Origin of the sequence: Prevotella sp. TCVGH (assembly GCF_023522295.1) — a bacterium.
Taxonomy (GTDB): Bacteria; Bacteroidota; Bacteroidia; order Bacteroidales; family Bacteroidaceae; genus Prevotella; species Prevotella timonensis.
Map to the genome: position 1 here is coordinate 14,049 of NZ_QFFX01000039.1, position 14,141 is coordinate 28,189.

A 14,141-nucleotide genomic window follows, 5' to 3' on the forward strand; every position below is an offset into this window, starting at 1 on the left:
CACGTTCCAAAGGTTTGCTTCAATAGAAAATTGAAGCAAACCAATAACATAAGAATAGCTATGACAGTAACCATTATATTAATTTCATTGTTTATTTTTTTTTGGGTCTTTGCTGATTCTGAAAATTATCTATGATGGATTTTGAACATGTTTTTTAATTCAAGATGTATTCTTATATAATTTAATCAACTCATAAGATGGTATTTTTCAGAAACAGTCTTCCTTCATTTTTATCGCATTTTACGATTGCGGCGCACAATGAGTACAACAGCAATTATAGCAATAAGTACGACAATGATAATAACCGTACCATTTACGGAGTCAGAGGTAGTATTCTGGTTGTCAGACAGAGTTTCCTTCTTCATGGTCATACCCTGTTTGCCATCAGTAGCCTTCTCTCTTATTTGATTAATGTTTCGGAGATATTGTTGCTGTTGAACGGCATTGTCCGCTCCCTCCTTCGCGATAAACTGACGGAGTTTATTATTGTTACACACAAATCCTGAACATGAAGGTTTAAAGCGGTTCACTAAGTCCATGTGCCGCGAAGCCAAGGTCTTTATTTGTCCGCGCGTAGGTTTCCACATTCCTTTGCGCGCGCCTTCCAGCATCACGGCCGTTATCTCTTCAAGAGCTGCAGGATTTTTTTGTTCAAAATACTTCTGTATTCCTACTTTATATTCGTCTTTGATGTAAACTTGATAAATTTTATTCCAAAACTGTTGGTCAATCACGTTGGTACGCATCACGTTCCAACCAAAAGTGTTTTGTATGGTTTTGGCAAACTCATCAGCACCCTCTTTTCCGCTCTTGATATGCTCTTTGATGTAAGCAGGATTGAAGATGGTAGTCCGGCTCTCTATGCCCACCGCTTCTTTCAAATCTTGCATACGCATATTGTAATGGTTGCGCATATCACTAATGTAAGCATCCGGTTCTTTGCCTGTTGCCTTGGTGACGGCTATGTTGAGCCCGCCCATAAACTCATAAACATGGTCTAAACTTAATGCTCCCCATAAGTTACTTTGTCGCGGTTGAACTATGACATCTGTACGAGTAAGAGCAGCTTCGAAGGCATATTGTTTAAAATCCTCCCACTCTTTGTCATCACCATAGAAAGCTCCCATATTGTTAAGATAGGTATCCGCAATCTCTGAACGGTTTTCCCATTGGTCGCTACTCATTACCATCGACTGTATGTTGGTGCCATAACTGCCATTTACTCCGCCAAACACTCGTCGTGCAGCCATGCTTCGTGCTTCTTTTGGTGAAACACCTTTCTCTGTCAGCACTCGCTCGGTCTCCTTTACTCCCTCGCTTACCATGTTTTCATACTTATCATCATGAGCAGCGGCGGCCATTTCGACAGCCCTGTTGATTAAGAATAAACGTGATGCGGCTAAGTCTCGCAACTGTCCAGAGGTCTGTACAACTACATCTATGCGTGGACGTTCTAACTCTTTTGACGGAATAAGCTTGATGTCTGATATGCGTCCAAAGAAGTCACGAACGGGTTCTACCCCCAAAAGGTATAAAATCTGGGCAATAGATGCGCCTTGTGTTTCAATAAACTCACTACTCCAAAGCGTAAAGCTCACTTTTCTTGGAATGCTGTCATGGTGATGTTGCCGATACAGGGCAATGGTGTTTTCTGCCAGTTGTTTACCCTGTTCCCATGCAGCTTCGCTGGGAGTTGTTTCGGCATTAATGCTATACATGTTACGCCCTGTTGGCAATGTGTTGGGATTCGTCACAGGATCGCCACCCGGTGAGGGTGATGTATACCCACCATTCATTGCGTTAAGAATGCTTCTCAATTCCATTGTGGGGCTTTGTATCAGCAATTTGCGGTATTTCGACACGTTCATAATTGTTCGTTCGGCTTCTATGACAGCAAACGCGAAATCCTTTTCATGAGATGAGAACGAAGGCTTTTGCATTCTCATGCCACCCATTCCCATTCCTTTTGGCATATTTCCTTTCATGGAATTCATGTTCTTTTTCATGCCTTTAGCCATCGGTGACTTTTTACTCATGCCTTGCATCATAGCCATCATACTGGATGGCGCATTAAGTGCCTCGCAAAGATGATGTGCTTTTTGCAATTCGGCAGGAGAGATACCTAATACTTGGCACACCATTTTTGGATTGCCAAGAGAAGGGTTTGCAAGAAGTTTATCTACTAACTTCTGAGCAGGGTAAAGATAACGTTGTACGAAAAAAGAACGTTGTTTCATCATGACATCAGACGCTCTCCCCTTTTGCTTGTCTACTGCGAATTGCGCATATGCAATAGGATCGGCACACATAGCCATAACCGTAGAGTGCAAGCCTTGGGTATCATAAGGTACTCCCAACGTGTACAAATGCCCACCAATCTTTTCGGTTGCCAATTCTTCAATAAAGTTGTCTATCTGTTGCATCTGCTGTTCATTGTACGGCCGCTTAAGGTTCGCATCTAATTGCAAGTCGCGGTGAATGCCCATTTTCACAACCATCGCCTTCACTTGCAAGGCTGTTTCCGTTATACCAGGAAGTTTTTTAGCCACTTTAGTATGATACACATCCATTTTATCCAATAATGCCTTGTACATAGTGCGTACGTCATTCTTCATATAAGGCTGTGTAAGATAGGTTTGCAAGCAAGCATACGAACGGCGTTTGGCGATGACTCCCTCGCCAACATTGCCTACTGTGTATATATATATATGAGGAATTGATCCCACTAATCTATCGGACCAGTCCTCATTGCTCAAGGCAATTTGCTTTTTTGGCGTAAACTCCATGCTGCCATGTGTACCAAAATGCACTAACACATCAGCCTTAAAAGCATGTTGCATCCACAAATAAGACGCGATGAAAGCATGAGAGGGAGCCGCATCTGTTCCGTGTACAATCTTGAAGGAATTACCCTCCGTGCTAACAGCAAGTTGAGGCATGAGAACAATATTGCCCAATTGTATTCGTGGTATAGCCAATTCACCTTTGTCTGTCGCTAAGTAATTACCGGGAAATTCTCCATTCTTCTTTACTACTTCCTTATATTTCTCACCAACAATAGACGCCTTTACCCATTTATCATATTCCTCTTTATTTACCAGTGCAGGATGCCCTGTATGAATGAAATGAGCGATGGTGCCTTTGGCATATGTACCCAAAACCGCTCCTTGTTGTTGAATGAGTTTTTCAAGTCCCTCTGCAGATGACGGAAGGCCTTGCACGTTATACCCCTGTTGCTTCATGGTGGTGAGCAAATTGAACAATGAAGAGCAAACGTCCATACCACTTGCTGTTAAGGCATTTTGGCCAGGCCCCTTGTAATAATAAATGGCAACACGTTTTTTGCTGTTTGGTATATTTTTCAAGCGAATATAATGGTTTACCGTTTTCACAAAAGTGTTCAATCTGTCGGGTATCGCATCCACATAATCAAGACCGTCTTTTCCCTTATAATGAGCGAAAAGAGCAAACGGACGGATAGCTCCATCTATCTCTGGCATAGTTACGCTTTGCGATAAAAATCCCCCCATCATTCCCTGTTTGTCATTACGCCAATCCTTCTCTGGTTGGTTTACGTTGAGCGGAGCGAACAAGGGAATGTTCTTTTGCTGCAAGAAAGCTACCAAGTTATCACCAACTCGTCCATGTGCCATATTGATAACTGCACGCAGAGGAATGCTGTCAGCATGTCCCTCTTCTATAAATTTTCGAATGTCGTTAACAGGATAAACATTATTTCCTGTTTGTTCCAATCGTGCAATCAACGAGGTAGGTTCGCCCATCGGACCCATGACCACTATTGCCGGTGCGCCTTCGTGCCACAACCCTTGTTTTTTTAAATAAGCATTGTATTCTTTTACAGAGTTAAACTGCAAATCATCGGCAGCCTTATCCTCTGTTTTCGGACGATGATGCAACAGCCCAAGTATATGTTCTACCACAGGTTGTGGCGTTGGAGCCCTGAAGATTTTAGCATCAATGTATTTGCGTACATACAAGGCGAGATTACGATAGTTTTGTCGTCCACCGTTTCCCAGGTACAGCCGCAAGGTGTCAGCACTAACTTGGTCAATGGTCGTAAAATCGTTTTCGGGAGTTGTAATCATCGTACTTAGTATGGGAGCCCCCTTTTGGGCAGCCATCGTGATGAGCTTGCGCTGTTCACCAGTAAGTTTCAGCCCCATGGCTTGCACAAACACCATGTCGTACTTGTTGAGCTCGTCAAGATTTTCTGCACTTAAATTTTCTATCTTAATCATTCCATTGTCGTTGGCGCGACTAATTTGAGCAAGTTCAATGGCTTGATAATTTACAAATGCAATACGGGTACGTGAGAACCAATGATTCCAACCCCATGTTGCCAAAATGATGACTATTATTGTAATAGCGGCAATGATAATTTTCTTTTTCATTATGTTCTAATATGATTATAGCTTGAGCATATCTGCAATATTAATAGAAATCGTAGCAACATAAGTACGACCATTTTGTGGATATTGTAATCCTGAATCAACAGCTTTGTCCTTATAGTTCAGCAAATTATCAATCATGACACCGATAGTAATGCCATGGGGTAACTGCGAGCGCAAGTTGAGCGAACAGATAGTGCGTGCATCAAAATCTTCTCGCGTGAAACTCTCAACGACTTTACCTGTCTGCTCATCTTTATTACTTTTGTAAGTGTAGGTAGAGAGAGCCGACACCCAGTTGGTGTAGAGTGACAATGTTTCTGTCGTCTTTCCCCATTTCTTTGAATATACGGCACTTAACTTGGCGCTATGTGGACGCAGCCATGACAGGTTATATCCATTTTTCTTATTATAATCGGTAATATAGGTGTATGCTCCCGCAAGTTGCAGCCCCCAGACAAACTTGTAATTGGCCGTCGCCTCCACCCCAAACGTCCTAACGCTGTCGGCGTTTTCCCATCTCATGTCCATGTTTTTTTCTGGATGAACATACGCATAAGTTATCTTGTTGAGATAATTATTATAGTAAGACGACAGGGAAAGGTTCAACCCATTCTTATCATATTCGACAGATGCGGACAATTGGCTTCCCACTTCAGGTTTCAAGTTAGGATTGCCATACATTTGTATAAGTCCCCCCATGGTCCATTCCTGATACAATTCTTTTAAGTTTGGCGCACGATACCCTTGTGAATAGCCTGCGCGGGCAGTAAGAAACGCCCAAGGGCGATACATGACTGATAGTTTGGGTGTAAAGTGCAGCTTATATCTTGTAACCTTGTCGGCACGCATGCCCGCCACGATGTTCAGTTGCTGCCACGGTTTCCAGTCTTCCTGCAAACAGCAAGAAAATTGACTTGTGTGCATTTGTGCGGTGTCTGGCAGGAAATAATGTTTCAAGTCTTCGCGAACATAGTCAACACCTGCGCTTATGGTGTGTTTTCCTAACGTACCCGAATAATATAGTCTTCCCGTTGTGTTGATGTTGCGATACACATGTTCTTTCAGGTCTACCTTGTCAAACACGTTGGTCTTCTGATAGTCGTCACGTATCACGGTCAGCTCTATGTTCTGATTGCTGGATGGTATGTATGACAGTTTTCCGCTCAAAGTCAAATCCGTGTAAACCTGATGCAGTTTTTTGTATTCATTGCTCGGACGCCTGTTGTTATAGTATGAGCCCCGAAAATCTGCGCGTAGCTGGTCGTTGAACACATATGACAATTTTTGAGAGACATCCAATATGCTGTATCCGTGAATGGTAGACTGGTAAGCAGGCAGCGTATCACGTTTAACCACCCCCTTAGACAAACGTGTCTCACGCACCTTACCTATACTATCGGCAATGGTATACGACTCACGCTTGCGATACCCGAACGAGGTGAGTGCTGAAAAGTTCTTACGGTTGACACCTGCCGAAACCGAATACATCTCGCCGTTTCGCCCTGCATATCGGGTGGAAACGCGAGCGGTAACGGGACGGAAACCTTTGCGTGTAATGATGTTGATAACACCCCCGATGGCTCTGCTGTCGTATAAGGTAGCAGCAGCGCCGCGCACTATCTCTATCCGTTCAATGTCGTTTACGTTAAACCTGCCGTAATCTATGTTGTTGGCGCCACCCTCACCACTGATTCTCTCACCGTCGAGCAAAAAGAGTACCGCCTTTCCGCCCAGACCCTGGTAAGTGATTTCGGTAGCTTGTGACATGTCATTGTACGAGAATTGCAATCCCGGTAATGCCGTTTGCAGCAGTGTGGTAAGGTCTATGGCGTTTATCGTTTCTATTTCGCGCCGTGAGATAACTCGTGTCAGCACAGGCATGTCTTTTAATGGGCGGTCACTACGGGTGCCGGTTACAACCACTTCGTTCAGGTTGGTGCGCGAGGGGAACAGCGTAATGCTGGCGTCTTGACCGGGGCGTACGATGACATGTTTGGGCTGAAAGCCTACATACGAAGCAGTAATGTCATAATTACGATTTTCGTTGACCGTGATTTCAAACATGCCTTTGCTATTGGTTCCTTGCTTAATGGTAGTGCCAGAAACCGCAATGAGTGCTCCTGGCAGCGGTCTGTTGCATTCATCGGTTACCGTTCCACGAATGGTATAGCGAGAAGATGCAGCGTCGGCTTTGGCAGAGGTCGTTACAAATTGGAGTATTGCGAATAAGAAGAGCAAGAATATTTTGTTCATGAAAACAATGAAAAAATAGATGAGGGTTACCTACCTTTGATGGTTTGTTTGTTTCTCACCTTTTTAATATATAGTGATTGATATTACGGTGAAAGACGTATAGGTGACAACGCTTTTCCGAGGATGGACATTCGGTTTGATAGGTTGCTGCCTTGATAAAGCAAAAAAGCCACCTCTCATGCCCTTACCAACGGAATGAAAGGTGGTTATCTTCACAAGGGTTTAATTCTTTTTAACAAACTTGTAGTCGAATGACACTTGTTTCTTCTTTCCTGTCGCATCAGTAATGTCTGTGAACTTGATGGCTGCAAAACTTCCATCCTTGAATTTTACAATAAAGATGCGCCCTTTGTTTGCCATTTCATATTGCCCCATCCCCGCACGACGCATATACTTGTGCAGATTAGGATTAGAAAATCCCTTGCTGTATCCCATTGTCGGAGGCATCTGCATCATACCTGCCATATCTACCAAAATCCATACAGGCTTGTCTGGTGTCCATGTTCCACCCTTGGGAAGTTCAGTGATTTGGTCAAGAGAGGTGGTATCCTTACCTGCAATCATCACCTCACCGCCATTGGTCATGGGGTCATACAAGTGGAAAGCGATGTGCCACTTCTTTGGTTCGTTATTAGCACGCTCGGGTACCTCTTTGGTAATCTGATCCATTTCGCCCGTTTGCCGGTTCATCATGCCATACACCCATGTGCGATAATCTGTCTGGGTTTCAGTCTTGCCACTTTCCAAATCAATGTAAACCCACTTGTCGTAGTTGGTCATTTGTTTTTCTTGCAACAAAATATCGGCATGCTTGCAAATCACACTTTGTTCTTCTTTCTCTTTCTTTTGGGATAAATCCTCCGATTTGTCACACGATGTCCATGTAAAGACCATGGCTGTAAGGCCCAAAAACAGGGCAGTAGTCATTTTTTTCATTTTAATAATTGTTTGAATAATGAGTGTTATAAATTTGGTTGCAAAGGTACGAAGATGAAAAAAAATGCAAAATACCTATTTTTATGTATTTTGTTCAATTGTAGATAAGCTGACAAAATGATTTTTTAGAGAAGTAACTAGTTGTAGGTAGAAGAAAAATAAAGAGCCTTAAAATAAGGTGACAACATAACGGACATAGATTAATTATTATATAAGTTTCATGTTGAACAAGCTAACAACCTGATAAACAAACTAATACCTTAACAGACTTACATTTATACCTACAAATAGGTATGCCTGAGTAACGTCACAATTAGTAGGTATTGCTCATTATATTGATAAGACGTACTTTTGCAATACAAAAGGCGCCATAACTCAAATATGCGTACCGCATTTGGTTTGCGTACTATCATAGAAATTCATTTAAACTTTTACAAAATAACAATTAACATGAGAAAATTTTTACTACCTGCTCTTTTGGCAGTATTGTGTTTAGGCGTTAACGCCCAAAGTAAGAAAGCACCCAATTATTACAGAGCTATTCCAAAAGTTCACACGCATCGTCTTGCGCAATGGAGTACGTTCGGAGGTTCAGAAGTCTTTAAATATAAATATGATGACTATGGCTTTCTGACAGAAGTAGAATCTACCGAAGATGATAAACTAACAGAAGTCATCAAGTTCGCTTATGATTCGAATGGCTATTTGAAAGAAGAAACGCGCTATACCATCAAGCCAGATGGCGGACAGCGAATAGACCGACGTGACATTTACGATCGTGACAACAATGGATTTATCAAGACCTATCACAGATTTACATTAAAACCGAATAAAGAGGGGAACCTTGTGTTGATGGAAGACGTACGTTCTGCATACAAGTACGATGCACAGATGCGCGTGATTGAAACCAATGACGTGCAGTTTGACGAGAAAAATCTGAAACTGGAAGATTTCGCAGATCGCCATACCACCATCACTTATGATGACAAGGGACGTGAGCAAACCTTTAGTTTTATGATGAGCAACGGCAACAATGTATGGAAAGAAGTGTTTGAATACGATAAAAACATTGACGACCGCATGGTAGGTTTGAAATATATTCCAGGTGAAGAAGCGACGGATCGCACAACCATGGAGCTAAAGTATGAGTACGATGACAATGGAGACATCAAGAACACAGGAACAGCAGATTTCCCTTACACATTCAGCTATGGCGAAGAAGGCGACGAACAGTACGAGGCTGCACATACGTTCATTCCTTTGACGCAATCAGAAGGAGACCGCCTTTACTTAGGTCCGCGCAACTGTTTGTACTTCAACCATCTTCCGCTCAACAAGGCTTTTAAGCATGCTCCCATGAGCGAATCTACGGATGATACCGAATGTAGTTATGAAGAAAACACAGCAGTAGAGAAGAAAACGGATGGCATCGCAGAAATTACCCATGACCAAGCGAACATAAGCTTTAGCAATGGCTGCTTAATCATTGAGGGAGCAACAAACAATGGCACGGAGCAAGTTTGCGTGTACAGCGTAACAGGACAATTGGTGGCAACCCATGCGGTAAGAGGCAACAAGACTATCTTCCTAAACACGCTGCCTGCTGGCGAATATATAGCCAAAATAGGAAGAAAAGTTGTCAAATTTTCAAAATCTTAACACATCGCAACAGTATATGGCAGGGGAACTTACGGCAATGAAGCTGTACCCCCTTGCCGTACTTTATTTCCATACTTACGCAAGCAACGCTCATGTGCCTGCAAAAGAAATCAACAATGAAGAAAACTCTATTATTCGTTTTAATCGCCATTTCCACCTTGGCCAATGCCAATCCCATCGGAAAGCAAGAGGCCATGAAGCTGGCCATGCGATTTTTGAAGCAAAAACAATCAACGACAAGCACTCGTACAACATCTCAGCGCAACCAGTTGAAAATGGTCATGCAGTGTCCCAACGCTTATTATGTTTTCAACAACGGAAACGGGCAAGGCTTTGTCATCACATCGGCAGATGATCGGACCGACGCTGTCTTGGGATATGCCTATACGGGAAAGTTTGACGTAAACAACATTCCCGTGCAATTGAAAGACTTGCTCAGTTTGTATGAACACGAGATAAAAACAGCTGTCCGTCTGCGGTTAAAAAACCTAAAAACCACTTCCGGAACCCGTGCGGGACTAAGCGTGAAACGCTCCATTCGTCCGCTCATCGAAACACGTTGGAATCAAGGAGCACCCTATAATGACGCCTGCCCGATGGGAGCTTTTGAACGAACGGTAACAGGATGCGTCGCAACAGCCATGGCACAAGTGATGTATTATCATCAATGCCCGCGAGGAGAAACCCTCGACACGATACCCGGCTACAAGAGCCCGAAGATAGGAAAGGTTTTGGACACGCTGCCCAAAACGACATTCGACTGGAAAAACATGCTGCGAACGTATGACGAGAATGCCAATCGGGAGCAGAAAAACGCCGTGGCTAAATTGATGAAATATTGCGGTGTCTCCACGGAAATGGATTATGCCACCGCCAAGCAAGGGGGGTCGGGAACGGTAGCCGTTGAATTGCCATACGCACTGACACACTATTTTGGATACAGCAAGGCGGCACGCTATGCCGACCGTAGTGGATATACCTCAAAGACATGGAACAACATGATTTACGAGGAGTTGAAGGAAGGCCGCCCCGTACTGTATGGTGGCGTGACGCCAACAGGAGGTGGACACGAATTCGTTTGCGACGGATATGAGTCGGGCGATTACTTTCACATCAACTGGGGATGGAGCGGCTTGTCTGATGGATATTTCCGCTTGTCTATTCTCAATCCAGACCAGCAAGGAATAGGGTCGTTTGAGGGCGGATATTCATTGAGCCAGTGTGCCATTTTAGGCGTTAAGCCGAATGAAGGTGAAGAGCAGTTGGACGCCATGACGGTAATAGACCTACACTTGCGCGGCCTTAGCCAGATGTCGAGAAAAAGAATTGAGCAAGGTTTTAAAAACCTCAGTATGTCTTACGAGGTGTTCAATTACATGCTGTTGCCCTTTGAAGGTAAAATGGGCGTGGGCTTATATAAAGACGGTAAGTTGATGAAGGTGGTGCATGAGAGCGATGTTATCTCGTACGAGCCAATCACCCCTAAAAGAACTTTCTATAAGGCAATCTTGAAAAACTTTGGCGCAGGACTGAAAGGTGACTATCAGTTGTTGCCTATGTGCAAGGACAAAAGGTCAAACACCTGGCAACTTTGCCCTGGTGCGGAGAAGTCGGTATGCAACTTACATATTACAGAAACCCAGCTGAATGCTTCCATCATCAATCCTCAAACCATAGACTTGAAATTGGTTTCCATTGATATGCCAAAAATCATCAAGACGGGCAGGACTTATACGGCCATGGCGAAAATAAAGAATGTCGGTCCCGACTTTACAGGCTCGTTAAGTTTTGTTTTCGGCAACAAACGCTCGGTATTGGGCTTATCCATAGCACCTGGCGCAACGATAGAAGTACCTTTGAGCTTTCAACCCGACGTAGCGAAGCCGAAAACGCAATATCGCATTAACGTATGGGACAGCATGCAAGATCGTGACATCGATTTCGTAGGCAAAGGAGAAGTGGACGTCGCTGAAGGAAAGAACATACCAGACGCCAAATTAACGGCATCGGTATTCTGCACAAACGGCAGTAGCAAAAAGGCGGATGAACTGTACGGCACCCACATGGAAGGACGGTTTGAGGTTAAAAATACGGCAACAGATGATTACGACCGTGATTTGCTCATCGCGATAGTTGGAGAGAAACAAGACGTACAGATGAAACAGCTAAATGCCATCATTCCCGCAGGAAAGACTATCACGCTACCGTTTGCTTTCGACAACTTGATTCCTGGAACAAGATATATCGTAACATTACTGGGATACGAAGGTATCTATCAAAAAGGTAAGGCTATATGCAATGGAGCCATTACATGTAAAGCTGCCGTGATGAAGTACCTGTCAGATGGAACGTCAATGGCTCTTGAGCCAGAAGGGAGTATCGACTTGACGGATGCCATAGCGGTAGACATGCACGACTTGAATGTGAAGCAAGATACAAAGTTGAAGCCAAGCAACAATCCCAACTGTCTATATTATCTGCACGAAGCAAGCACCGTACCCGAGACTTTGAAAGGAAAAAATGTTATCTTGGGCGATGAAGCACCGAAGATAACCTTACAAACCAACCAGCCCATAAAGATGTTGCGCAATTTTACCGCAAGAGAAATTACATGCCAGCGTCCTTTGGTTGCCAATGGTAAGGATGCAGGAAGCGCATGGACTACCGTCTCCTTACCTTTTGTTCCCGATGCCATCAAGATAAACAACCAACCAGCCGAGTCGCATGTTTATAATTTCATTCATGAGCAGGAGAACAAACTTTATTTTAACACGACTCAGCATATAGAGGCTTTTTGCCCTTATCTTCTGGAAATAAAACACATTCATGACACAACAGCAGACATGATTCTGACCATCCATGGCAAGGATGTAGAAGTCAATCAGCAAGTCAAGAGTGTTCTCGGCTCTGACAATTATAACTTTGTTGGAACGATTGAACAACATCAGCCAGTCTCGGCTTATCTCTATAATGCAGAAACAAATTGCTTTGAGCTGTCTCAAGCACCAACCGTTGAGTGTTTCTCTGCTTTTGTGGAGCCTAATCATACCAATAACGAAAACGCCGTGAAGTCGCTGGCTGTTGTATTGGATGACGTAGAGTTGGGCATCCCTACCCATACAACGACAAATGCTCACCAGTATGTCATCTATAACCTTCAAGGGGTTAAAGTTGGAGAGGGTAAAGAGGACATCGCTCGTTTGCCTAAAGGCGTGTATGTTGTCAATGGAAAGAAGGTGATTAAATGATATAGGTAACTCTATGTAACACATAAGGGTTCGCCCTTCATCATCAAAACCTATCATCCCATACCTTTTGAATGGGATGATGATATGCAAACGCTCTGTTAATTTTAACCAACTGTATTAAAATTTTGTCAGAAACAGTGCATGCTGTTGTAGTCTGATAAGAAGTTGGGAATAAGTTTCAAGTTTGCCGAGCAGTTGTTGAGAAGTGACTACAGAATGATAAGTATTGAGGACTTTCACGACTTCGTTGTATAGCATGCCTATCTTATGAGTCATGGTGACGATTTCGGAGAGTTTCTCCAAGTAAGGCTCTTTTGCAGGGTCTTGGGTGATGATCTTAAAGGCTTCACCAAGAAGCCTTGCTCGGACAAAATCACTTTTAGTTTTTGCTCCCGACTTGCGGTAGAATCTGATAAGTTTCTGCTGGTCTTCGAAATTAGGTATCCTGATGTGCCATCTGTCCCATCGTGGGCAGGTGGCACATCTGCCGTCTGGCTTCTTTTGTTTTTGCTTCTTCACTGCTTTCTAATCACGACTTTGGAGTGATTTAATCCCCTTTCGGGGCAAGGGTCTTTGTGGTACAAATAGCAATTTGTGGTACAAAGACACACCTTGCTGATGTAGAAAATGGGATTATAAGCCCATGCCGTGTTACTGCATTCACTGAATACAGTAACTCAGCGTAGGCTTGCATTCGAGGAATGCAGTACTTCAGAGTTTCCGCCATCTTTCCACATCATCTTTGTATTGGTCGAGATGTTCTCGAAGCACCTGCTCCACATAGCCTGAAACGCTTGCTCCCTGCTCACCGATTTTCCTCACCACGAAGTCCAACTTTCGTTGAGTTTCCTCTGATACATACACGGCTTTGCGGTGGCTGTTGCGAAAGGGCTGGAGATATTTCCCCTGAAACTCGGATAATTGCTTCCTTTCCCTTGTTTTTCCCATTCGTTGATGATTCTCTTCGGTAGAAGTAGCCCTTTCCGTTGGTGACAACTCTGTTTCTTGATAGGACGGTTGAGAATAGTCCTTGTGACTCTCCTTGTCATTTTGTTCCTCAACTTTAACAGGCTCAAATCTTTTCTTTTCCTCTTCATAATCTACGGGCTGGTCAAAATCGGGCAACTCTTCGGGCTTGCGGAGTTTAACGCCATAATTGCCCATATCTCGAAGGGCTTGTTCCAGACGTTGTTTCCTTTGTTCATCTATTCTTGCCATAATTTCTTGGGTATTGCGTTATAATGTCTTTCAAGCATTGTTTGTATGTCGCTCTGTTTGTAAAGTATCTTCCCTCCGATTTTGTAGAAAGGAAGCGTTCCTAAGTTTCTGTACTCTTGGAGCGTGCGTGTACTGAACCGTAATTGGCTACAAACCTCCTCGCCAGTGAGGTAAACCTCTCCGCCCAGCATCGGACGGGCGGTAGCGCAATACCGCTCCAATTTCTTCAATATTCCTTCCATCAGTTGTGAAAACAACTGCATCTGAGGGTCTTCCTGCGTAATGATTTCATTCTCTTCCATAGTTCATTCATTGTTTGAGTTCATTCATTGTTTGCGTTCAGTAACTCTGCGATGTCGCTCTCCTTATAATAGCATTTATGCCCAATGATGGAGAAGGGTATTTTACCCGTGTC

At 43.5% G+C, this 14,141-nt stretch carries 8 protein-coding genes and 1 pseudogene; 2 read left to right on the forward strand and 7 right to left on the reverse strand.

Features of this window, described 5'->3' with window-relative positions; translation table 11 throughout:
* Positions 1-230: 230 nt before the first annotated feature.
* The 3 genes from DEM91_RS08305 to DEM91_RS08315 all read right to left on the reverse strand — a co-directional run bounded on the left by DEM91_RS08305 (position 231) and on the right by DEM91_RS08315 (position 7,601).
* A complete protein-coding gene (locus tag DEM91_RS08305) occupies positions 231-4,412 on the reverse strand; it encodes a cobaltochelatase subunit CobN (protein WP_249858590.1) in 4,182 nt (1,393 codons plus the stop codon).
* Positions 4,413-4,427: 15 nt separating this feature from the next.
* Positions 4,428-6,665, reverse strand: coding sequence for a TonB-dependent receptor (locus tag DEM91_RS08310; protein WP_249858591.1), 2,238 nt, complete (start codon positions 6,663-6,665; stop codon positions 4,428-4,430).
* A 222-nt stretch (positions 6,666-6,887) separates the two neighbouring features.
* Positions 6,888-7,601 carry an HmuY family protein gene (locus DEM91_RS08315; RefSeq protein ID WP_028901176.1) on the reverse strand — a complete coding sequence of 238 codons (714 nt, stop codon included), beginning with the start codon at positions 7,599-7,601 and terminating at the stop codon, positions 6,888-6,890.
* Positions 7,602-8,051: 450 nt separating this feature from the next.
* Here DEM91_RS08315 and DEM91_RS08320 point away from each other — a divergent pair, with 450 nt between their 5' ends.
* Together DEM91_RS08320 and DEM91_RS08325 are read left to right on the forward strand one after the other, a co-directional pair.
* A complete protein-coding gene (locus tag DEM91_RS08320; RefSeq protein WP_249858592.1) occupies positions 8,052-9,260 on the forward strand; it encodes a T9SS type A sorting domain-containing protein in 1,209 nt (402 codons plus the stop codon).
* Positions 9,261-9,376: 116 nt separating this feature from the next.
* Positions 9,377-12,508 carry a C10 family peptidase gene (locus tag DEM91_RS08325; protein ID WP_249858593.1) on the forward strand — a complete coding sequence of 1,044 codons (3,132 nt, stop codon included), beginning with the start codon at positions 9,377-9,379 and terminating at the stop codon, positions 12,506-12,508.
* A 117-nt stretch (positions 12,509-12,625) separates the two neighbouring features.
* On the opposite strand, the gene DEM91_RS08330 is transcribed toward DEM91_RS08325, so the two are convergent.
* The 4 genes and pseudogenes from DEM91_RS08330 to DEM91_RS08345 all read right to left on the reverse strand — a co-directional run.
* Positions 12,626-13,027, reverse strand: coding sequence for a hypothetical protein (locus tag DEM91_RS08330; RefSeq protein WP_249858594.1), 402 nt, complete (start codon positions 13,025-13,027; stop codon positions 12,626-12,628).
* Positions 13,028-13,219: 192 nt separating this feature from the next.
* Positions 13,220-13,726, reverse strand: a complete 507-nt coding sequence (locus DEM91_RS08335; protein ID WP_021668821.1) for a DUF3408 domain-containing protein — start codon at positions 13,724-13,726, stop codon at positions 13,220-13,222.
* The gene (locus tag DEM91_RS08340; protein WP_025072671.1) at positions 13,714-14,028 is read right to left on the reverse strand and encodes a helix-turn-helix domain-containing protein; all 315 of its coding nucleotides are present in this window, start codon (positions 14,026-14,028) and stop codon (positions 13,714-13,716) included. Before DEM91_RS08340 ends, DEM91_RS08335 begins: the two co-directional genes overlap by 13 nt.
* A 20-nt stretch (positions 14,029-14,048) precedes the next feature.
* Positions 14,049-14,141 (reverse strand): annotated as a pseudogene (locus DEM91_RS08345) (helix-turn-helix domain-containing protein); the annotation flags it as partial.